The sequence below is a fragment of the Trinickia sp. genome, assembly GCF_051953405.1.
Taxonomy (GTDB): Bacteria; Pseudomonadota; Gammaproteobacteria; order Burkholderiales; family Burkholderiaceae; genus Trinickia.
The window spans coordinates 15,725-37,879 of sequence record NZ_JBQCIV010000082.1; the positions used below are offsets into that span (position 1 = coordinate 15,725).

The 22,155-nt window shown below is 63.8% G+C and carries 17 protein-coding genes; 14 read left to right on the plus strand and 3 right to left on the minus strand.

From position 1 onward, the window contains the following. Positions 1 to 104: 104 nt before the first annotated feature. Entirely contained in the window at positions 105 to 1,238 is a 1,134-nt protein-coding gene (locus ACTHN9_RS13765) for an acyl-CoA dehydrogenase (protein WP_440537317.1), read from the minus strand. 351 nt (positions 1,239 to 1,589) lie between these two features. Between ACTHN9_RS13765 and ACTHN9_RS13770 the strand changes: the two genes are divergently transcribed. The 5 genes from ACTHN9_RS13770 to ACTHN9_RS13790 all read left to right on the plus strand — a co-directional run bounded on the left by ACTHN9_RS13770 (position 1,590) and on the right by ACTHN9_RS13790 (position 8,227). Continuing rightward, positions 1,590 to 2,612, plus strand: coding sequence for an AraC family transcriptional regulator (locus ACTHN9_RS13770; protein WP_440537318.1), 1,023 nt, complete (start codon positions 1,590 to 1,592; stop codon positions 2,610 to 2,612). Between the two features lie 115 nt (positions 2,613 to 2,727). After that, positions 2,728 to 4,875 (plus strand): sensor histidine kinase, encoded by a 2,148-nt coding sequence (locus tag ACTHN9_RS13775; RefSeq protein WP_440537319.1) that lies wholly within the window; start codon positions 2,728 to 2,730, stop codon positions 4,873 to 4,875. Between the two features lie 24 nt (positions 4,876 to 4,899). Continuing rightward, a complete protein-coding gene (locus tag ACTHN9_RS13780; protein ID WP_440537320.1) occupies positions 4,900 to 5,358 on the plus strand; it encodes a response regulator in 459 nt (152 codons plus the stop codon). Then, on the plus strand, positions 5,355 to 6,857 hold the full coding sequence (locus ACTHN9_RS13785) for a PAS domain-containing protein (RefSeq protein WP_440537321.1): 1,503 nt from the start codon (positions 5,355 to 5,357) through the stop codon (positions 6,855 to 6,857). Before ACTHN9_RS13780 ends, ACTHN9_RS13785 begins: the two co-directional genes overlap by 4 nt. A gap of 101 nt (positions 6,858 to 6,958) precedes the next feature. Continuing rightward, entirely contained in the window at positions 6,959 to 8,227 is a 1,269-nt protein-coding gene (locus ACTHN9_RS13790) for a hypothetical protein (protein ID WP_440537322.1), read from the plus strand. A gap of 73 nt (positions 8,228 to 8,300) precedes the next feature. Here ACTHN9_RS13790 and ACTHN9_RS13795 read toward each other — a convergent pair whose 3' ends face one another. Beyond that, positions 8,301 to 9,884, minus strand: coding sequence for an ABC1 kinase family protein (locus ACTHN9_RS13795; RefSeq protein WP_440537431.1), 1,584 nt, complete (start codon positions 9,882 to 9,884; stop codon positions 8,301 to 8,303). Between the two features lie 377 nt (positions 9,885 to 10,261). Between ACTHN9_RS13795 and ACTHN9_RS13800 the strand changes: the two genes are divergently transcribed. From ACTHN9_RS13800 to ACTHN9_RS13815, 4 genes are all read left to right on the plus strand, one after another. Further along, positions 10,262 to 11,299: a rod shape-determining protein gene (locus ACTHN9_RS13800; protein ID WP_440537323.1), complete on the plus strand. Its 1,038-nt coding sequence runs from the start codon at positions 10,262 to 10,264 to the stop codon at positions 11,297 to 11,299. Between the two features lie 192 nt (positions 11,300 to 11,491). Then, on the plus strand, positions 11,492 to 12,361 hold the full coding sequence (locus tag ACTHN9_RS13805) for an MOSC domain-containing protein (protein ID WP_440537324.1): 870 nt from the start codon (positions 11,492 to 11,494) through the stop codon (positions 12,359 to 12,361). A gap of 101 nt (positions 12,362 to 12,462) precedes the next feature. Beyond that, a complete protein-coding gene (locus tag ACTHN9_RS13810; RefSeq protein WP_440537432.1) occupies positions 12,463 to 13,245 on the plus strand; it encodes an alpha/beta fold hydrolase in 783 nt (260 codons plus the stop codon). A gap of 205 nt (positions 13,246 to 13,450) precedes the next feature. Further along, the gene (locus ACTHN9_RS13815) at positions 13,451 to 15,742 is read left to right on the plus strand and encodes an amylo-alpha-1,6-glucosidase (RefSeq protein WP_440537325.1); all 2,292 of its coding nucleotides are present in this window, start codon (positions 13,451 to 13,453) and stop codon (positions 15,740 to 15,742) included. Positions 15,743 to 15,810: 68 nt separating this feature from the next. Here the strand turns inward: ACTHN9_RS13815 and ACTHN9_RS13820 are convergent, their stop codons facing one another. Continuing rightward, positions 15,811 to 16,104 carry a hypothetical protein gene (locus ACTHN9_RS13820; protein WP_440537326.1) on the minus strand — a complete coding sequence of 98 codons (294 nt, stop codon included), beginning with the start codon at positions 16,102 to 16,104 and terminating at the stop codon, positions 15,811 to 15,813. Positions 16,105 to 16,388: 284 nt separating this feature from the next. Here ACTHN9_RS13820 and ACTHN9_RS13825 point away from each other — a divergent pair, with 284 nt between their 5' ends. From ACTHN9_RS13825 to ACTHN9_RS13845, 5 genes are all read left to right on the plus strand, one after another. Beyond that, positions 16,389 to 16,856: a helix-turn-helix domain-containing protein gene (locus ACTHN9_RS13825; protein WP_440537327.1), complete on the plus strand. Its 468-nt coding sequence runs from the start codon at positions 16,389 to 16,391 to the stop codon at positions 16,854 to 16,856. Continuing rightward, positions 16,853 to 17,221: a PIN domain-containing protein gene (locus tag ACTHN9_RS13830; RefSeq protein WP_440537328.1), complete on the plus strand. Its 369-nt coding sequence runs from the start codon at positions 16,853 to 16,855 to the stop codon at positions 17,219 to 17,221. Before ACTHN9_RS13825 ends, ACTHN9_RS13830 begins: the two co-directional genes overlap by 4 nt. Positions 17,222 to 17,534: 313 nt before the next feature. Then, positions 17,535 to 18,737: a hypothetical protein gene (locus ACTHN9_RS13835; protein WP_440537329.1), complete on the plus strand. Its 1,203-nt coding sequence runs from the start codon at positions 17,535 to 17,537 to the stop codon at positions 18,735 to 18,737. 11 nt (positions 18,738 to 18,748) lie between these two features. Continuing rightward, the gene (locus tag ACTHN9_RS13840; RefSeq protein ID WP_440537330.1) at positions 18,749 to 19,375 is read left to right on the plus strand and encodes an ABC transporter ATP-binding protein; all 627 of its coding nucleotides are present in this window, start codon (positions 18,749 to 18,751) and stop codon (positions 19,373 to 19,375) included. A 650-nt stretch (positions 19,376 to 20,025) separates the two neighbouring features. Continuing rightward, positions 20,026 to 22,155: a type I secretion system permease/ATPase gene (locus tag ACTHN9_RS13845; protein ID WP_440537331.1), complete on the plus strand. Its 2,130-nt coding sequence runs from the start codon at positions 20,026 to 20,028 to the stop codon at positions 22,153 to 22,155.

Consider the following 22,155-nt stretch of genomic DNA (forward strand, 5'->3'; position numbering starts at 1 on the left):
AGTCAGACGTCGTCGTCTTACAAGAAAGGGGCGGCTAGTGTGGCGACGTGACGCGCGCGTTGGCGGGCCGAAAGGAGGGCCCCGTGCACGGGCCCTCGGACCGATCAAAGATGACGGGCGATCACCATGCGTTGCACTTCGCTCGTGCCTTCGTAGATTTGCGTGATGCGCGCGTCGCGATAGTGGCGCTCGACGGGGTAGTCGGCCAGGTAGCCGTACCCGCCGTGAATTTGAATCGCCTTCGAGCAGATGTCTTCGGCCGCCTCGGATGCGTAGAGCTTCGCTTGCGACGCCTCGGACAGGCAAGGCTTGCCGGCCGTGCGCAGGCGCGCGGCATGGTGCACGAGCAGCCGCGCCGCGTTCAGTCGCGTGGCCATGTCGGCCAGCATATGGGCGATCGCCTGATGCTCTTTGATGGCTTTACCGAACTGGATGCGCTCGCCGGCGTACGTTCTGGCGGCATCGAACGCCGCCCGCGCGATGCCGACGGCTTGAGCCGCGATGCCGATGCGGCCGCCCTCGAGGTTCGACAAGGCGATCTTCAGGCCTTCGCCGCGCTCCCCGAGCAGGTTCTCTTCGGGCACGGCGCAGTCTTCGAGCGTGATCGGGCAGGTATCGGACGCCCGGATGCCGAGCTTGTTCTCCGGCCGGCCGACCGTGAAGCCGGGGGTGTCCGTCGGTACGATGAACGCCGACAGCCCGCGTTTGCCGAGTTCGGGATCGGTGACGGCGAAGACGATGGCGAGGCCCGCGCGCCCGCCGTTCGTCACGAATTGCTTGCTGCCGTCGATGACCCAGCGCCCGTCTTTCAGCACGGCCCGCGTTTTCAGATTGTTGGCCTCGGAGCCGGCATGCGGTTCCGTGAGGCAAAAGGCGCCGATCGTCTTGCCGAGCGCGAGATCGCCGAGCCAGCGCGCTTGCTGCGCCGCACTACCGAATTTCAGGATCGGCCCGCAGCCGACCGAGTTGTGCACGCTCATCATCGTCGCGCAGGCAGCGCATCCGGCGGCGATTTCCTCCAAGGCCAGCGCGTAGGCGACGTAATCGGTATAGGTGCCGCCGAGTTCCGCCGGCACCATCATGCCGAGCAAGCCGAGTTCGCCCATTTGCCGGACGATGTGGGCGGGCAAGGCGCCCTCGCGGTCCCACGCGGCGGCGTGCGGCGCCAGGCATTCGATCGCGAACTGCCGTGCGGCGTCGCGGATCATGCGTTGTTCGTCGGTATAGAACTCGTCCATGGCGGTGTAAATCCGGGCGTTGGGTCAATGGATCGTGGCTAGCACGCGGCTTCGCTGCGTCCGGCGATGCGCGTTGTGCCGAATCGCCGCGAACCCGTGCCGAGCGTCGGCTTGGCGACGGCGCAAGCCCGTTTTACACTTTCGGGTTTTCGGCCATGCCGGCGCGACCGCGCCAACAGCCACATGCGTTCGGTGCATCGCGGCGCCCGAGAGCGAGCCTTTGTGCACGTGCGCAAGTGTAGGCAGGCGCATCGCGGCTTTCGATGCTCTGGCCGCTCAATCGTCGTGAGCGCATTTGCCATTGAGGCTGTCGATCGTTCGCGGCACCTGCTCCGCCCGTCGGAATCAATCATGGAAAAAGAAAAAGGGACCATCGCCGTCAGCCTCGTTGAAGAAGCCGTGCGCTGCGTGGTCCGGCGCGGGATCGATCCTGCGCCGATGCTCGAGGAAGCAGGGATATCGCCGCAATTGCTGGCCGCGCCGCAGGCACGGGTATCGTCCGCGCAGTACGGCGTGCTGTGGAGCGCCATCGGGCGTGGGCTCGACGACGAATTCTTCGGCCAAGATACGCATCCGATGCGAAGCGGCAGCTTCATCGCGATGTGCCAAGCGGCCCTGACCGCGCGCAGCGGCGCGCAGGCAATCGCGCGCGCCACGGGCTTCATGCGGCTCGTACTCGACGATCTCTCGGCGCACGTGGATGCGACGAGCGAGCGTGTGCGCCTCGTCTATCGCTTGCGCGACGGCGTGCCGGAGAAGGCAATGTTCGCCTACGCCACGCACTTCATCCTGGTGTATGGGCTCGTCTGCTGGCTCGTCGGGCGGCGGATTCCCGTGCGGACGGCGCGCTTCGCCTGCGCCGAGCCTGCCGCCGGGCACGAGTATCGCTCGATGTTTTGCGACGATTTGCGTTTCGCGGAGCGCGAGTCGTATGTCGAACTCGAGCCGTCCTTTATGACCTTGCCCGTGATCCAAACGCCGAAGTCGCTAAAGACGTTTTTGCGCAATGCGCCAGCGAGTTTCATCGTGAAGTACCGCAATCCCGATTCGTTAGGTGCGCGGGTGCGGCGAGCGCTCCGCACCCGCCCCGTGCTGGAATGGCCCGGCGCCGACGTCTTGGCGGGCGAGTTGCGTATCGCGGAGGCGACGATGCGGCGCAAGCTCAAGCGCGAGGGGGAGACCTACCAGTCGATCAAGGATGCGCTGCGCCGCGATATGGCCATCGCCGCCTTACAAAAAGGGGAGCGAACGATTGCCGATATCGCCGTCGATGTCGGCTTCGCCGAGCCCAGCGCGTTTCATCGCGCTTTCCGGAAATGGACCGGCGCTCGGCCGACGGACTATCGGCCTTTGCCTCGCGCGCAGGACAGTTAAACGATTACAACTCGCAAGGAACGCAGCTCGTTACGATTTATCGTTGTGATTCGTCAGCCGAATTTCCTATCTTGTGTGTACGAGGCACCGCAATACACGTTCGAGGCGAGAGGCAATGAACAAGGCCGTCCAACGTTTCAGTCGCGCGGGGATCGCTTGGGTCGGGTTCGGCTGGCCTTTGATCGGGTTGCTCATGCTGATCACGGCCGGCATCGGGGCGTTCGGCACGGTGAGCCTATATAACAGCGAGGCGGACGTTCAACATTCGAATGCCGTTTTCGTGGGCCTCGAGCGGTTGCTCGCGCTGGCGCGCGACGCCGAAACGGGGCAGCGCGGCTTCGTGATCACGGGGCGCGAGGAATACCTTCAGCCGTACCGCGAGGCGGAGCCGGAAATCGTCACGGAACTCGATACCTTGCAATCGCTCTTGTCTAGCGACCCGCAGCAGGTGCAGCGCTTGGAGCGCCTGCGCACGCTGCTGGACGAAAAGCATCGGGAATTGCGTACGGTGATCGACGTGCGGCGCTCGGAAGGTTTCGACGCCGCGCAGGAGATCGTCGGGAACGATACGGGCAAGATGTTCATGGATCGCGCGCGGACGATCGTCGGCGATATGGAGCAAGCAGTCGCCGCGCAACTGGCCGCGCGGCAGGCGGTAGCGCGGCGCACGCGCGATTTGGCGGTGATTGTCGGATTGGCGTCCGGCGCGCTCACGGTCTTTCTGTGCTTGTCGTTCGGATACTTGGCGCGCCGCATGCTGCATGACGCGACCGCATTGGCCGCCTCGCTGTTCGAACAAAAGGAATGGCTCGAGGTGACGCTGTCGAGCATCGGCGATGGGGTTGTGGCCACTGACATCGACGGTCGCATCGCGTTTTTCAATCGCGTCGCGCAGACGTTGACCGGTTGGCACCCGCAGGAGGCGCTCGGCCGGCCCATCGACGAAATCCTGCAGTTCGAACGAACCGACGACAGCCGTGCCGAAAACCCCGGCCTGATCGCGCTCCGCGAGCGGCGCAAGGTCGATCATTCGAACGGGAACGTGCTCGTCGGGCGGGGCGGCAAGCGAACGCACGTCGATGCGAATGGGGCCCCGACGTTCGATTCCGAAGGCCGACTCGTGGGTTCCGTGCTCGTCTTGCGCGACGTGACGGAGCGAGAGCGGGCGGAAGAGCGCTTCCGTGTGGCGGTGGAGGCAGCGCCTAATGCGATGATCATGGTCGATCACGAAGGCAAAATGACGCTCGTCAATACGCAAACGGAGCGGCTCTTCGGGTATCGGCGTCCCGAGTTGCTCGGGCAACCGATCGAAATGCTCGTTCCCGAGCGCTTTCGCGGGCACCACTTGAACTATCGCTCGTCATTCTTCGCCGCGCCGTCGGCGCGACCCATGGGTTCCGGGCGGGATCTATTCGGCTTGCGCCGGGACGGCGCGGAATTTCCGATCGAAATCGGCTTGAATCCGATCGAAACCTCCGAAGGCACGTTCGTGTTGAGTTCGATCGCCGACATTACCGAGCGCAAACGTGCGGAGCGCCAGTTGCAGCAGCGCAGCGAGGAGCTGGCCCGTTCGAACCGCGATCTCGAGCAATTCGCCTATGTCGCCTCGCACGATCTGCAAGAGCCGTTGCGTGCAGTCGCGGGACCGTTGCAGCTCTTGCAGCGGCGCTACGAGGGAAAGCTCGACGAGCGCGCCGACGAATTCATCGGCCATGCCGTTGACGGCGCGACGCGCATGCAGTCGTTGATCGACGATCTGCTCAGCTATTCGCGTGTCGGGCGGCTCGAAGATCCGAAGCAGCCTGTGCCGGTCGAGCATGCGCTGGAATTCGCCCTCAAGAACTTGGCGATCGTCATGCAAGAGACTCAAGCGCAGGTGACGCACGATCCGCTGCCGACGGTGCAGGGCATCGCGTCGCAATTGACGCTGCTCTTCCAAAACCTGATCGGCAATGCGCTCAAGTTTCGTCACAAGGCGCGGCCGGTACGGATTCATGTCGGCGCGCAGCCGGTGGGCGACGCATGGCAGATCTCGGTGGCCGACAACGGCATCGGGATCGCGGAGCAGTATTTCGAGCGCATTTTCGTGATTTTTCAACGTTTGCATACGCGCCGCGAATATCCGGGCACTGGGCTCGGGCTCGCGCTTTGCAAGCGTATCGTCGAGCACCACGGCGGAAAGATCTGGCTGGAGTCGAAGCCGGACGAGGGCACGACGTTCTTCTTTACCTTGCCCCGCGCGGCGGGTGCAGACGCAGGCTAACGCATCGCCCTAGGAGTGCCGCTCATGCTACGCGATGAAAACGGTAAGCTCGTCCATATCCTGCTTGTCGAAGACAGCCCTACCGATGTCATGCTGACTCGGGAGGCGATGGAGCAATACAAGGTCCTCAATCCGCTCGATATCGTCGAGGACGGTGTCGATGCCATGGACTACCTCAGGGGCCGCGGCAAATATGCCGGTCGCGAACCGGTTCGCCCCGGGCTCATCATTCTCGATCTCAACTTGCCGCGCATGAGCGGGCGGGAAGTGCTCTATGAACTCAAGCAAGATCCCGAACTGCGCAACATCCCCGTCGTCGTGCTGACGACGTCGAAATCGGAGGAAGACGTCGTCAAGTCGTACTGTCTCCACGCGAATTGCTACATTACGAAGCCCGTGGATTTCGCGAAATTCATCGACGTCGTCCGCAGCATCAACGAGTTTTGGTTCGGCGTCGTGACCTTGCCGCCGGTTCGCTCTTGAATACACCGTCGTCCGTCAAGATCTTGCTTGTCGAGGACAGTCCCACCGATGCACTGATCATCGGCGAGGCGCTGATCGACATCAGCGAGTTCGACCATACCCTGACGCATGCGGAGTCGCTTGCCGACGCGCTCGCGCACGCCCAGAAAACGCGCTTCGATGTCGTCTTGCTCGATCTCGGCTTGCCGGACGGCAATGGGATCGACACGTTCCGGCACTTCCGGCAGGTTACGCCCGATACGCCGGTGCTCGTCTTGACCGGGCTCGCCGATATTTCCGTGGGGCTCGTGGCGATCCAAGAGGGCGCGCAAGATTACGTGCTCAAGCGCGAGATCGAGGCGGCGCTGCTGAGCCGGGCAATACGCTATGCCATCGAGCGCCACCGCGCGCTCACCGCGCTGGCCGCGAGCGAAGAGCGGTTCCAACTGGCGGTCAGCGGGGCCAGCGCGGGTCTGTGGGATTGGAACCTGCGCACGGGGGACATGTACTTGTCGGCACATTTTCGCGAAATCGTCGGCCACGACGAAGACGAACTGCCGAACGAAATGCGTGCCCATTACGAGATCATTCATCCCGACGACGTCGAGCGCGTCATGCGTGCCCTGCGTGGGCATACGCAGGAGCGGCATCCGTACGACATCGAATACCGCGTGCGCACGCGTTCCGGGGAGTACCGCTGGGTCCAATCCCGCGCGCAAGCACTGTGGGACGCTTCGGGAACGGCGTACCGCATGGTCGGTTGGATCATGGATGTCACCGATCGGCGGCGCGCCGACGAAGCGCTGCGAGAATCGACCGAAGAGCTGCAGCGCTTGTCGGCGAACATTCAACACATTCGCGAAGAGGAAAAGACGCGGATCGCCCGCGAGTTGCACGACGACCTCGGGCAGTTGCTGACCGCGCTCAAGATCGATATGACGCACTTCGAGGCGACGATACAGGACAAGATCGACCATGCTTCGGGCGGCGCGTTGCGCAACATCTATGGGCTGATCGATCAACTCGTCGGGTCGGTGCGCCGCATCGCTGCCGATTTACGCCCGGTCATGCTCGACGATCTCGGCCCGATTCCCGCCATCGATTGGTTCATCCACGAGTTTTCCGCGCGGCACGGTATCGCTGTTCATGCTCAGCTCGATGTCAATGAAGTCGCTTTCAATCGCGACAGCGGTACCGAGGTGTTTCGGATGGTGCAAGAGGGGCTGACGAACATCGCTCGGCATTCCGGTGCAAGCGTGGCCGAAATCGAAATCGCCCGCGACGAGCCGTTCTGCATCCTCAAAATTCGCGATAACGGTCGCGGGGCGCTGCCCGATGAGAGGCGTAGCCGCAAGTCGTTCGGATTGCTCGGCATGCGCGAGCGCGCGGCGCGGCTCGGCGGAGAACTGAGCGTCGCCACGGCGCCCGGGGAAGGGTTCGCGCTTACCGTGACGTTGCCCCTCGCCGTCGTCGAGGCGCCCGACGCGGACGCTGCCGGGCCCGGCGTCGTCAAACATTGAATACGTAGCGGATTGGCATCGGTGCGGCATCGTCCCCCATATGCCCCGCACGGAATTTGCTTGCCTGCAGACAGGCAAGCACTTTCTACGGCGGTTAGTGGATGAGAGAAGTTATTTTTTCCGAGCGACGCTGCGTCAAGCGTCGCGGCGGCGTATCGAGCGAACGGCACGGGCCCAATCGGCAGTCGAATGCACGAAACGATGCGCTTGGAAGCTGGACGGCGCGCGTCGCGTGCGCGGTCCTTTGCGCCGCCATCGTCGGTCAGGCGAATGCGGCGGGAAGCCCGGCGGTGTCGGGGGCTTTTACGGCCTCCGCTGGCTCGAAGGCCGCAGCGACGCCGCCATCGAGTGCGGCCGCATCGAATCGTCGTGTCGAGCCGGAGATACCTAAACCGTCGGTATCGAAACCATCCAACGCCGCATCGGCAACGGCACCGTCGCCCGGCTCGGCCGCATCGGCCGCATCGGCCGCATCGGCAGCATCGGCAGCATCGTCCGCCGCATCCGCGGCTTCGGATGCCGCCGCCGCCGCGGCATCGGCCGCTTCCGCGGCGGTGGCCGCGGCCGCGCAGCATGCGGCCGACGTCGCCGCGCACCTGGACCCGCGCGATGCGCTCAAGCTCAGCGGCGAATTCGCGAATGCCGTCGCACGACGGCTAAGCGTACCGCCGGCCGATCAGCGCGCTTATGGCCAGCGTCTGCAGGCGGCATTGGCCGCCAAGGGTCTAGGCGCACTATCGCGCCAATATGTCGTGCTCGTCGATCGCAATCCGAACGTCCAAGCGTTGTTCATTTACTTTCGCGGGGATCCCGCCGGTGCATGGACGCTGATCGGGGCGTCGCCCGTCTCGACCGGATTGCCGGGCCGCTACGATCATTTCGTGACCCCGCTCGGCGTGTTCGAGCATACCCCTCAAAACATGGACTTTCGTGCCGAGGGCACGCTCAACGAGAACGCAATCCGCGGCTACGGCGCGCGCGATATGAGGATCTTCGATTTCGGATGGACCGATGCCTTACGCGGATGGGGTAAAGGCGGCGTCTCGCCGATGCGCTTTCAGATGCACGCGACGGATCCCGACAAACTCGAGCCTTTGCTCGGCATTCGCCATTCGAAGGGTTGCGTCAGAATTCCCGGCTCGCTCGATCGCTTCTTGGATCATTTCGGCGTACTCGACGCCGACTACCAGGCAATGACCGATGCGGGGCTCTCGCTCTGGGTGCTGCATGCCGATCGTTCGGTCACACCTTGGGCGGGCCGTTATTTGGTGGTCGTGGATTCGGGCGCGAAGTCGCGGCCGGCATGGTCGCCGCTGCCCGGACGGGAAGTGCGCTCGCGCGTGCCGGAGGGGGCGGATACGGCGGATTGAGCGACGTCCGGCGTTGGGGGGCGGCGTGGGGCGTGGGGCCGTCGCGGCGCTAGCGCATTGCGGTCGCCATCGATCAGCGACCCAGCCAGATCGCGCCCACGCCGATCAGTGCACCGCCTAAAGCACAGGCCCACAGCAAACGCCGGGTTAGACGCTGCTCGTGCCGCAGTTCGGCAAGCCAATGCGCCGATTCCTGCCGCTCATGGGGGCTGTACGCATGCAGCAAGCGCCGCACGATAAGGTTGGGTACGCGCGGTATCGCGGCAAGATGCGGCATTTCGCGCGCGAGCCGTTTGATCCAGCCGCGATGGCCGATGTCTTCGCGGGCCAACGCCTTGAGCGTGCCTTTCGCAATCTGCCAGGTGTCGATGCCCGGCGCCAGCGTGCAGGCGAGCGATTCCGCTCGTGCGAGGGCCTGGTGCGCGAGCGACAGCGCGGGCGAGACGGCGCCATCGAAGGGCTCCACGGCCGAGAGCAAGTGCTCGAGCAGCGCCGCTGGCGAACGTCTATCGCTAGGCGCGGCGAAGTGCGGCTCCGCGCGCGTGCGCAATTCGGCGCCGAGCATCTCGTCGCGCGTATCCGGCGCGACGTGGCCGGCATCGCGGTGCATGGCGGCGAGCCGCCCGTAGTCCTGATCGAATAGCGCGCAGGCTCCGTGCACGAAGAATTCGCGCTCCGGTTCCGTCAGCGTCGCCATGATCTTGCCCTCGCCGAACACCAGCCTGCCTTGCGTTCGCGGCGCGATGCTCACGCGCAGCCGTTCGGCGTCGAGCGCGGCATGAAAAAAGCCGTGCGCGAACGCTTGTTCGACGACGACTTCGACGATGCGCTGCGCCAACGCTTCGAGATCGATGCCGCGCAGGCGCAGCGCTTCGAGATCGGTCACCGGCAGCGAATCGATTCGTTCGAGGACAAGGACATGATCGGTGCTGAGTTCCCAAACGACATCGGGTACGACGACGCGCTCGTCGATGCCGAAATGCCGCGCCGTCTGCGACAAATTGGCGGCTTCGGTTCGTAAGTCGAAGCGCCGCTGCACCTGAGCGGCGAGCGATTGGGCCAAGGCGTGCAGTCCCAGTTGACGGGCCGCGGGCAGCAAGCGTTCCAACAGCCGCGCCACCCACCGCAGGACGGCGATGTCGTCGCCGATCCGTTCCACCTCCCGTACGCGCAGGAGTTTGACGGCGGTCTCCACATAACCGGCGTCCTGCCCCGGCGCGTGTTCCGCGGTGCGCAGTCTAGCGCAATGGACTTGCTCGGCAATGCCGGATTCGTGCGCGACGAGGTCGATCGAAGCGAACACGGTATCCGGCGCGCGGCCCATGGCGGCGCCGAGCGCGGCGGCGACTTCGCTAGGCGGGAGCGGCTTGACGAGGGCCGTTTCCGCCTTGGCAAGCAGGTTGAACACGTCGTGGACCGAGCGATCGAGCGTGTCGGGATGCGCCAAGGCTTGCTCGGCGAATGCTTCGATGAGCGGTCCCAACTGCGGCAGGGCGCGATGCAGCGCACCGCGCGAGCCCGGGCGGGCGTGCAGGCGCCTAGCCAAATGCACGAACCATCGCAGCCGGTCTCCTTGCGGGGCGGCCTCCCATAGCAGCGTCGCGCCGTAGCGCAGCGCGCAGAACAATAGAGCCAGACGTCGAAACGGAGTGCGCATGGGGAAAAAGTGGAGCCCGACGAAAGCGTAGCGAGTGGCCAGCGAGAAGAATGCCACGTCATGCCTCGGCACGGGCGGCAAAGCGGCGAGAAAGCAGCGACAAAGCGGCGACTAAGCGGCGACTAAGCGGCGACAAAGCGGCGACAAAGCGGCCACAACCCTCGCTGCGCATGGCCGAACCGACAACCGGCTCCCTCGCACCGGCCGCGGATTGCGGCGGCGCATCACAAGAAAAATCCAATCGACCCTAAAGTTGCGCGCACGGCTGCCGTAATGGGGGCAAGGCCCGACAGCGCTACCCGCATTTACCCACACTGGGCGCCTCGCCCGTCGTGACGGGACGCATGCCGTTGTTGTCATCCATGAGAGAGTCAACGATGTCGCACTCCGCATTCTTTAGTCGACTGCTTCCGCAAAGCGTGGCCGTCGATCTCGGCACGGCGAACACTTTGATCTACACGCGCGGGAAAGGCATCGTGCTGAACCAGCCATCGGTCGTCTGCTTTCAGAAATCGACGGATGTCGGAAAAAGCCGAGTGACGGCCGTCGGCGACCAAGCGAAGCAACTCATCGGGCGCTCGCCCGGCAACGTCGAGGCCATCCGGCCGATGCGGCACGGCGTCATCGCCAATTTCTCCGCCGCGGAGCGCATGTTCCGCGAATTCATCGATATGGCCCAACTGCGTTCGCTGTTCGGGCGCCGCGCCGAATTCACGATCTGCGTCCCCTCCAACGCCACGGCCGTAGAGCGGCGCGCGATTCGCGAGGCAGCGCTGGCTGCCGGTGCGTCGAAGGTGACGCTGATCGGGGAATCGCTCGCGGCGGCGGTCGGCGCCGGCTTGCCCGTTGCCGAGGCGCGCGGGTCGATGGTGGTGGACATCGGCGGCGGCACGACCGAGGTCGGTATCGTCTCGCTCGGCGGGGTGGCCTATCAAACGTCGGTGCGTGTCGGCGGCGATCAGTTCGATGCCGCGATCATCGGGCATATCCGTGGGGTCTACGGCGTCATCATCGGCGACCAAACCGCCGAACTCGTCAAGAAAACGATCGGCACGGCCATCGCGAACGTGCCGGACCAGCGCATGCGCGCGGTGGGCCGCAGCTTGGCCGACGGTTTGCCGCGCACGATCGAACTCTCCACCCATGACGTCGCCGAGGCGCTGGCCATGCCGCTCAAGACCGTCATCGGCGCCGTCAAGAACGCACTCGAGAACGCTCCGCCCGAACTCGTGACGGACATCGCGGATACCGGCATCGTGCTCACGGGCGGGGGGGCCTTACTGGCGCATCTCGATGAACGGCTCGCCGAGGAAACGGGGCTGGCCGTGCGCGTAGCGAACGAGCCGCTGACCTGCGCCGTGCGCGGAGCCGGTGCGGCGGCCGATTGCGTCGATTCCGCGTCCTTCCTTCAGTAGCGTTCAATAAGATTCGGCGACGCTGGCGCGCGCCGAGCGTGCCGGGCCGCCTGCGCTTGGCGGGCGGGCGTCGGCCGGTGCTCCGAGCGCGCAGCGGCATCATCGGGCGCGCCGTCCGGAGAGGCACGAGCGATTCGGGCCGGTGTTACCATCGGCGTTTGCTTATCCGCCTCAGCGCGAGCCGGCCCGCCCATGCCTTCCATTAGCCAACTCAACGTCTATCCCATCAAGTCGTGCGGCGCGATTTCGTGCGACACCGTCCGCTTGACCCCGTATGGCCTCGAGCACGACCGTAACTGGATGGTGGTCGATGGGCTAGGACGCTTCATCACGCAAAGGACGCATGCGAGCCTCGCGCGCGTTCAGCCGGCGCTGAACGGCGACACGCTCGACGTGCGCGCGCCGGGGATGTCCGCCCTAGCGTTGCCCATCGACCCCGCGGCGCTAGCCGGCGCGCGTACGATCGCGGCGAGGGTTTGGGGCGACACCGTGCCTGCGCTCGATGCGGGCGACGCCGCCGCCGGCTGGTTTTCGGATTACCTCGGTGCGCCGGTGCGGCTCGTGCGCTTCGATCCCCATGCCGAGCGCACGGCCAGCCGCGAGTGGACGGGCGAGAGCGCCGCGGCAGTGCGTTTTGCCGACGGTTTCCCGCTGCTCGTGATCGGCGAAGCTTCGCTGGGCGATCTGAACGCCCGTTTGCAGGCCAAAGGCGTCGATCCGATTCCGATGAACCGTTTCAGGCCGAATTTGGTGCTGAGCGGGATCGAAGCTTACGAAGAGGATTACACCGATACGTTGCGCATCGCGGCGGCCGACGGCGACATCGCGTTACGTATCGTCAAGCCGTGTACGCGCTGCCCGATGCCGACGATCGATCAGGCGCGCGGCACGCCCGATCCGCGCTGGCCCAACGAGCCGACCGACACGATGAGCACCTATCGGTCCGACAGCCGCATGAACGGCGCCATCACGTTCGGGCAGAACGCGATCGTGGTTTCGGGGGCGGGGAGCACGTTGACCTTGGGCCTAGCCTGCGACGTCGACTTGCGTTTCGACGCATGAGCGAGGCCGACTCGATGAATGCTCGCTCAGCCCCCGTCGGTCGCGCCGTCGCCGTCCCGGAGGACGACGTCCGCTTCGTCGACTTGGCGGGCGGGTTACGGATGCCTTACGTCGAGCGCGGCGCCGGCCCGCTCGTCGTGTTCGTGCACGGCTCGCTGTGCGATTACCGGTATTGGCAGCCGCAACTGGCGGGCCTGTCGGCGCGCTATCGCTGCGTGGCAGTGAGCCTGACGCACTATTGGCCCTTGGCCGGTTTGCCGTCTACGCTTCCCTTCAGTTGGAGTCTGCACGCGGACGAACTGGCGCAATTCCTGGCGGCGCTCGATGCGGGCCCGGCACATGTCGTGGCTCATTCGCGCGGCGGGGCGGTGGCCTATCAGTTTGCCGTGCGTCATCCGCAGCATGTGCGCACGTTGACGCTTGCCGATCCGGGCGGGCCGCTATCGATGCTCGGCCAGCCGGGATCGGTGCTGCCCGACACCGTCAATCCGCTTCGTGCACGGGCGGCGCAGCTCGTCGAGCGGGGCGAGCTGGAGGCCGGGCTGCAGTTATTCGTCGATTCCGTGAGCCGTGTCGGCTCGTGGGCCAAGAGCACGCCGGCGTTTCGGGCGATGGCGCTCGACAACGCATTGACCCTGCCGCTGCAGTTCCAAGATCCGCTGCCCGCGTACACGCGCGAATCCGCTTGGAGCCTGCGATGCCGGACGATGCTGATCGACGGAGAAAAAAGCCCGGAGCTGTTTCGGCGCAACGTGGCTATGTTGGAGGGGTGGTTGCCCGACGTGAGACGCCATACGATACGCGGTGCATCGCATGGCATGAACCTCGCGCATCCGAGTGCCTTCAATCGCCATATCGACGAATTCATTCGCGACGGCGAGTGAGCCTTGGCGTGACAGGCATCGCGTTTGCGCCGATGGGCGGTGATCCCGGGGCGAAGGGCAATCGGTTCGCCCCATTGTTTCCTTTACGCGTCGCTTCCTACAATCGAGGCAAGCGAACGGCCGCAACGTACGGGCTGGCGTTAGGCGCTAAAGAGCCAAGTGGCGAAGCGCTCGAGCGCCAGCTCCAATCGACTGGAGCAAGACGATGCTCGATACCGACACACTGACCGATACTCCCACGCAGACCGGTGCCCCGTTGCACGCGGATCCCGATGGCGTGTTCATCGCACCCGAACACCCGTATATCGCGCGCACGAGCCAATACGTGCTCAAGTCGGGGGACACGTTTGTCGTCAACGATCCGCTCGGGGACATCAACGGTGTCGACGACGGGCTGTTCGTCAACGACACGCGCATGCTGTCGCAATTGCGCTTGACCTTCGGCGGGCGGGCGCCTTCCCTGCTGTCCGGCAACGTCAGCAGCGACAACACGTCGTTTACGGCGCATTTGACGAATCGTCCGCTGCCGCCGCTCGGCGGAGAAGGCACGCCCGAAGGCGCGATCCATGTGGAGCGCATGCGCGTCCTATGCGGGACCGTGCTCTACGAAGCGATCTCGTTGACGAATTACGGCTTCAGCGATGCCGTCGTGCCGCTGTCGATTTCCTTCGCCAGCGATTTCAAGGACATGTTCGAGGTGCGCGGCCTGAAGCGTACCCAGCACGGCAGCGTCGAGCCGACCCGAGTCGGGCGGGACGACGTCAAGCTCGCCTATGTCGGGCTCGATCACGTGCGTCGGCATGTCGATATTGCGTTCGCACCGGCGCCTGACCATCTGTTCGAGGATCGTGCAGACTATACGGTCGAGCTGCCTGCGCATGCATGCGTCTCGATCTATCTCTCCGTCGCGGCGCATACGCATGCGGTGTCGGCTGCGCAGGGCACCGAGCCGCTTGGCGTCCAGATTGCCCAACCGCCCCATAGCTCGCATCCCGCGCACTTGACGCAGATCGACGCCGCGCCGCCGCGCGTCGGACGGGCCGCGGTGCGTGCCGCGCTGGCCAACGCGCATTTATCGATGCGCGAACGTCGCCGCGCGACCGCCCGGCTGCGTTCGAGCAACCCGCTGTTCAACGCTTGGCTCGACCGTTCGTTCGCCGACCTGAGTTTGCTGACAACGGACTTGCCCACGGGCCCGTATCCCTATGCGGGCATCCCTTGGTTCTCGACGCCGTTCGGGCGCGATGCCGTGATTACCTCGCTGCAGACGTTGTGGCTGCAGCCTTGGCTTGCGCGCGGCGTGCTGCGCTTTCTGGCCGAGCACCAGGCGCGCGAGGACTCGAAGTTTCGCGATGCGGCCACCGGCAAGATCATGCACGAGATGCGCAAGAGCGAGATGGCGGCGACGGGCGAGGTGCCGTTCGCGCTGTACTACGGCGGCGTCGATACCACGCCGCTGTTCATCGTGCTGGCGGGCGCGTACGCGCAGCGCACCGGCGATGATGCGCTGATCGCGCAATTGTGGCCGGCGCTCGAACGGGCGGCGCAATGGGTGGCAAAAGTGTGCGACAAGAATCGCCATGGCTTGCTCGACTACCAATGCGAATCGGACCGCGGCTTGGCGAACCAAGGATGGAAGGACAGTCACGATTCGGTGTTTCACGCGGACGGACGCTTTCCCGACGGCCCGATCGCGCTCGTCGAAGTGCAGGCGTATGCCTGCGCGGCATTCGACACGATGGCGCGGTTCGCCACGCAGCGAGGGTTGATCGAAGACGCCGCTCGCTATGCGGCGCGCTCGACGGCACTGCGCGAGCGCGTGGAGGCGCTGTTCTGGATGCCCGAGGCCGACTTTTACGGGATCGCGCTCGACGGGCATGGCGAACTGTGCCGCGTGCTCGCCTCGAATGCCGGCCATTTGCTGGCGTTCGGGTTACCCACGCGCGCGCGCGGCGAAGCCGTCGCCCGGCATCTGCAATCGACGCTCTTTCACACCGGGTGGGGCGTACGGACGCTTGCCGCGGGGCAAGCCCGCTTCAACCCGATGGCCTATCACAATGGCTCGGTGTGGCCGCACGACAACGCGCTGTGCGCGCGCGGGCTGGCGCGCTACGGCAACAAGCCGGCGGCCGTGCATTTGCTGCAGGCGCTGTTCGAGGCCGCGGTCAGCTTCGACATGCGGCTGCCCGAGCTGTTCTGCGGATTGGGGCGCCGGGGCGGCGAGCCGCCGACAGCCTATCCGGTCGCTTGTCTGCCGCAGGCATGGGCGGCGGGCGCGCCTTTCATGATGCTGGAGGCGTGCTTGGGCGTCACGGTGGACGCCGAGCGCGGCGAAGTGCGCATCGATCAGCCGGCCTTGCCCGCGGGCATCGATTGGCTCGAAGTGCGCAATTTGCGCGTGGGCGAGGGGACCGTCTCGATGACGTTCAGGCGCGTCGGAGAGAAGGTCGTTCCCTCCACCGATAGCGGCAACGTGCGAGTCGTGGCGATGCTGTGATCGGCCGCGCACCGTCTCGCGCGGTGGGCGGGCCTGCGCCCGCTCGGCGCGAGAACAGCGCGAAAATATCAGCGGAACTTGAATCGATCGCCTTCGAGCTTCGACGCCCCGGTGTCGTGCGACACCGCTTTCTGTTGCCACTTCGGGATGAAATCGGGTCCGTAGATGACGGGTGTCATGCGGCTGCCCGAATGCGCATTGTCGTTTTTGACGCGCAGCATGTTGAAACCGTCTTGCGTCATAGTGCCGGATAGCAACGGATTCGCCGCGGGCAGCGCGGTGTCTTCGGTCGCGTGGGCGGCGAGGGGAAGGGCGCCGGCCAAGCAGGCAACGGCGAGCGATGCAATCAGTGGATGAGACATGGCGGGACCTCATCTTCATGAAGGAAAGAACGGTTGCCGTCGTGCGGCAGTAGCGCCAAGGTGCGGTGGGGCGGGTGGACGATGACCTCCCGAGCATCCGCCGATGCAAACCGGCGCGCCTGAGAAATTTAAGCAGCGATGCTTAAAAATGGCTTAAAACTTCTCGGCGTAGCGTTTGTAGTGTGCGCCAGCGCGGCGAAGTCCGTTTTGTTTATTTCGTCTGTTTCGTCTGTTGCGTTTAGATGGGGCCGAGCGTATCATGGCTGCGTCGCTAGGAGCTTCCCATGACCACTGCTACTCCTGATCGCATTCAATTGACGGATGACCAGGCCGCGCTGCTTGCGAGTGCCAGCCGCCTGATGGGCGAAGCGCTCGATCACTCGCGCGCCGCGCGCGTGGCGCTAGTGGAAGAGGGCGAACACGGCGATGTGGCGCGCATCGACGTTCCACCCGCGACCTTGCGGGTGCTCTCCAAGATATTGGCCATGATGGCGAGCCAGCAGACTTTCCTGTTGTATCCGGCCGACACCGAACTAACCACGGGGCAGGCGGCGGACATGCTCGGGGTGTCGCGTCCCTATCTGATTGCGCGGCTTGAGGCCGGCGAACTACCGTTTCGGAAGGTTGGGCGGCATCGCCGCATTCGGATGGAAGACGTCCTCGCGTACAAAGCGACCATGCAGGTGCAACGCAAGGCGGCGCTGGACGAACTGGTCGCACACAGCGAAGCCCTCGGCGGATACGACTTGTGAGGCTGGCGTTCGACCGTTTCACCGTCGTGCTCGATGCGTGTGTGCTCTTCCCGATGTTCACGCGTGACGTGTTGCTCACGCTGGCCGATCACGGCTTCTACAACCCGAAGTGGTCGGATAAGATCCACGCGGAATGGACTTCGAATCTTGTCTTTCGTCTGCGAGCCAGCGGCGCGGTCGACGATCCTAACGTGCGGATCGACGCAGTCCGATCTGCGATGGATCGGGCGTTTCCCGACGCATTGATCCGCAACGTACCACCTGATTCCGGAGCCGTATTGCCGGTGGATCCTAAAGACCGTCACGTCGCGATGGCGGCAATTGCTGCTCGCGCGGACGCAATCGTAACGTTTAACCTGAACTGAAGGATTTCGCTGACAAGCACCTGCGCCGCGAGCTTTCGATCGAGGTTCTTCATCCAGACGTATTCGTGCGCGACCTCATCGATCTCAATGAAACGCGTGCAGCCGGCGCATTTCGCGAGTTGCGCGCACGCAAGCGCCAGCCGCCTTGGGAGGTCGACGAGCTAATCGAGCGCGCGCGGCGCGCCGGTCTTTTAGAGACAGCGGCTTGGCTTGAAGGAGAGGACGTTCGCCGACTTCTTTAACTCCGTCAATGGAATCGCGTGCCAACTACATCTGCCATGGCTCGCGATTTCAATCAGTGGGGTGGGAAAACATGTTGTCTTGCCGAATGCGGTGGTATGTCCTCGAGACATCTCGCCTCCTGCGCCGGTATTGGCAGGCGCTGTTGTTGTCGGTGATGCTATTGCTGCCCGCGATGCCCGTATTTGCGCAGACGCAAATTTTGGGTGCGCCCGTGCTCGAAGCCGTCGTGCCTTCGCGCGGCGTGGAGTGGCAGCTTGTTTGGGTGCACATGCTCGAAGCGATCGGCGTGCTATGGGTGTTGGCGCAACGAACCGCGATCGGCGGCGGGGCGTTTGGCGCCTTCGTCAGGTCGTTGCCTATCGCCGATGGCCGACGCCGCGCCGTCGATATTGCGATGGTGCTCATGGCGAGTACGCCGCTGTTGCTGCCGGTGCTCGCCGCTGCGATTGCGCTGGCCTTTCTGCCGCAGAAGCTGGGCAACTACCTGTTCGTTCTCGATCTCACCTTAATCACGCTTGGATGGCAGTTGACGGTGCTCTCGTGGGGTACCCGGAACGCTGCACCATTGATTGTGGCCAATGTCGTCCTCGTCGGCGCGTCGCAGGCGGGCGAGCCGATCCGGCCGGCGCTGCTGTTGATTCCATTGGTGCTCGCGGCATGGGCGATTGCGCATACGCCGAGCGCATCGGTTTCTCGGCGATCGGTAGGGTTGAGGGCATTCGCGCGTCGCGCGACGAGTTGGACGCAGGCGCGGTTCGAGTTTGGACTGTCGCCGCTGATGAAGCTGCAAATTGGCATCGTGCGGGATCGTGCGGCAGCGGCGTTCGGCCGATATCTCACGATGGGTTCCGTCGCGGCGTCCACGTGCTTTTTGCTCAAGCTTTGGGGTTACGATGCGCGCGTCGTTCCGTTGACGCTGATATCGCAGGCTGCGATTGCCTTGATCGCTGCCGCGACCTATCGCGATTTGCGGGCGGCTCATCTTCGGGCCGCTCATTTCACGTTTTCTCTGCCCGTGGCATCGACGACCGTGGTGTGCGCCGATATGCTGACCGTCGCTGCGCTCGCGCTGCCATTCGCGTCTATTGCGCCCCTGCTGCTTGTGGCTCATGGCGTTCTGACGGGGTGGACGACGGGGGCGCTGTTATTCTCGGGCGCTCCGCTGGTTGTCGCGCTGTATTTTCCGCAACGCTATGCGCCTCGACAATCCATCGTGCTCGGGGTGGTGTTGGCCACGATGTGGGTGGCTCTGGCTTGGCAAATTTTTGTGTGAACGACTTCTCTATGCTTCGATTCGAAAACCTTGCGAAACGTTACGGCGACCGCGTTGTTTTTCAGGGGCTGCAACATGCCTCCGGTCCCGGGTGCATCGCGCTGTGCGACGAGAACGGTAGTGGCAAGTCCACGTTGCTCGGTGTGCTGGCGGGCGCGGTCGATGCCGACGAAGGGGAGGTGTGGCTGGGCGGGCATTCGCTGCGCAGCGCGCCGCTTGAAGCCAAATCGGCGTTGGCGTATGTGCCGGACGATTGCATGGCCTATCCGTTCATGACGGGCCGGGCGCTGCTCGAGCTGGTGGCGTCGACGAAGAAGACCACCGTGGGCGCTGCCACGCTCGAGCTTGCCGAACGCTTCGGGCTCAATCCGCATTGGGAGAAGCGCTTCGAGCAGATGTCCTTAGGGACTCGCAAGAAGATATTTTTGGCGGCGACCACGCTCGGGGATCCCGCGGTCGTTATTGCCGACGAGCCGGCCAATGGACTCGATGCCGCCGGGCGCGCGGTGTTGATCGAGCTGTTCAAGAACTTGGCTAAGGATCGTGTGGTGTTCTTTTCGAGTCACGATATGGCCGTCGTGCGGGCTTGCGAGGCTAGGGTGGTGGGGTTTGGGGATCTTGCTCGAGCAATGCCTTGAGTCTATTCGGGTCGCGCGCGCCCCATTGAAATATCCGTCGCGGCGCGGCGACAGTATTTCAGAATATTACCGAATTGTCGCCACGTCGCTTGGGTCATATCGCTCTTATGCTGGATTTACTTAATTCGAGTGGAATCGATCTCATCTGTTCGCCGGTTCATTCCTTTATGCCGCTTTAACCGCGAGCATTCGCATCCGCGAGAGGTTGTGAGTCGCCTGTGTCGTTGCCGCGGCAAGGCACGACGAATCCGTCCGTGTGGCAGTTTTTTGCGGGGCCGACGAGGTTTCTGGCTGCCAACGGCCACGAGGATCCGTTGACAAAACTATAATCGGACGGTTATAAATGGCGCACCGCATAACTGCTTGGTTATGAAATGCTGACGATCAGCCAGGCTGATATCGTCCTTCGCGTACCGGTCTGTCTTCGATCGGGTTGCTCGAGGAGTGAGTAGACCGTGCATGTGTAGAACAAGTCATACGGGCGGTGCGAGCGTTAGCGTATCAAAGGCTGGTGGCGTGTCGTAAGGCGTAGGGAGCGCGCCGGCAGGCAGGCGTGATATCCGCGGTCGCCGGGCTGCCTTAAGAAGGGAATAAAAACTTAAACGAGGGTAAGCGGCGCGACCATTCAGTGGTTTGGCCCTTACGATTGCATGGCCGAATCAGACCAAGAAACGTCGCTCGCCGAAGATCCGGGTCTAACCGCGCTCGTCTTAATCGCGCGCTTTCATGGCGTTGCCGCGGATGCAAGCCAATTGCGGCATACCGCCGCGATGAAATCGAATTCATTCGACGAACGCGAGTTATTGCTTGCGGCGCGTTCGCTTGGACTAAAAGCTCGTAAGGTCACCGTAACGGCCGCGCGTTTGGCCAAAACGCCTTTTCCAGCGCTTGTACTCGATAAGGACGGCCGGCACTTTATTTTGGCAGGGTGCTCAGCCGACAAGGCGCTCGTGGTCGAGGCCGGGCAAAGCGCTCCTGCCACGACGACGCCAAGCGAAGTGATGTCGCGCTGCGATGGGCAGCTTCTCTTGTTCGCATCGCGCGCCTCGCTGTCCGGCGAGCTAGCTCGATTCGACTTTTCTTGGTTCATTCCAGCCGTCGTCAAATATCGGCGTCTGCTGTTGGAGGTGTTGCTCGTATCGGCCGTACTGCAACTGTTCGGCCTCGTCTCGCCGCTGATGTTTCAAGTGGTGATGGACAAGGTGCTTGTCAACCGCGCGTTCAATACGCTCAATGTCGTTTGCATTGCCCTGTTCGTCAGCTCCACCTTCGAGATATTGCTCACGGGACTGCGCAACTACGTCTTCTCGCATACGGCGAACCGGATCGACGTTGAGCTGGGCGCAAGGCTCTTCCGGCATCTTCTGGCACTACCGCTTGCGTATTTCGGTTCGCGACGCGTGGGCGACACCGTTGCCCGCGTGCGCGAACTCGAAAACATTCGCAGCTTCCTGACGGGTCAGGCGTTGACGGCCGTCATCGATCTGCTTTTTTCGTTCATCTTCTTCGCGGTGATGTTCACGTACAGCGTATGGCTCACGATCGTCGTGATCGTTTCGCTGCCCGTGTATGCGGCTGTTTCGATCACGCTCAATCCCGTCTTGCGTCAGCGCCTGAACGAGAAGTTCGCACGCAGCGCCGATAACCAGTCGTTCCTTGTGGAAGCGGTGTCTGCTGCCGAAACGGTTAAATCGATGGCCGTCGAGCCGCAATTCACGCGTCGCTGGGATACGCAGCTTGCCGCTTATGTGGCCGCCGGATTTCGCGTAACCTCGCTCGGCGTCGTCGGCCAACAGTTGATTCAATACGTCGGCAAGCTTGTCACGCTTGTCACGCTCTATCTCGGCGCGAAGCTCGTGATCGACGGCAAGCTCTCCGTCGGCGAACTGATCGCATTCAACATGATGTCGCAGCGCGTCGCCGCCCCCGTCCTGCGGCTCGCGCAGTTATGGCAGGACTTCCAGCAGATCGGTATCTCGATGGGGCGGCTCGGCGATATCCTCAATACGCGCACCGAGCTGCCGCAAAGCCGTCAGGCGTTGCCGGCGGTCAAAGGGGAGATCGGCTTGCAGAACATCCGCTTTCGCTACCGTCCCGACGGCCCCCCGATTCTGGATGACGTCTCGCTCGACATACGCGCCGGGCAGATCATCGGCATCGTCGGCCGTTCGGGCTCGGGCAAGAGCACGCTGACGAAGTTGCTGCAGCGGCTCTACATCCCCGAGCAGGGGCGCGTCTCCATCGACGGCATCGATCTCGCGCTTGCGGATCCGGCCTGGCTGCGCCGCCAGATCGGCGTCGTGCTGCAGGAAAACCGATTATTCAATCGAACGATTCGCGAAAACATCGCCGTCACGGATCCGGGTACGCCGCTCGAAGCGGTGATCCGCGCAGCGCAGCTCGCGGGCGCGCACGAATTCATCTCGGAGATGCCCGAGGGTTACGACACCGTCGTCGGCGAGCACGGCTCCAACTTGTCGGGGGGGCAACGGCAGCGCATTGCGATTGCGCGCGCACTCGTGACGAACCCGCGCATTCTGATCTTCGACGAAGCCACGAGCGCGCTCGATTTCGAGACGGAACGCATCATCCAGCAGAACATGCGTGCGATGTGCGCGGGGCGTACGGTCATCATCATCGCGCATCGGCTCACCGCGGTTCGCCATGCCGACCAAATCATCGCGATGGACAAGGGGCGCATCGTCGAGCGCGGCAAGCATGAGCAACTCATCGAGCAAGCTGGGTACTACGCACATCTGATTTCTCTTCAGAACGCCTAG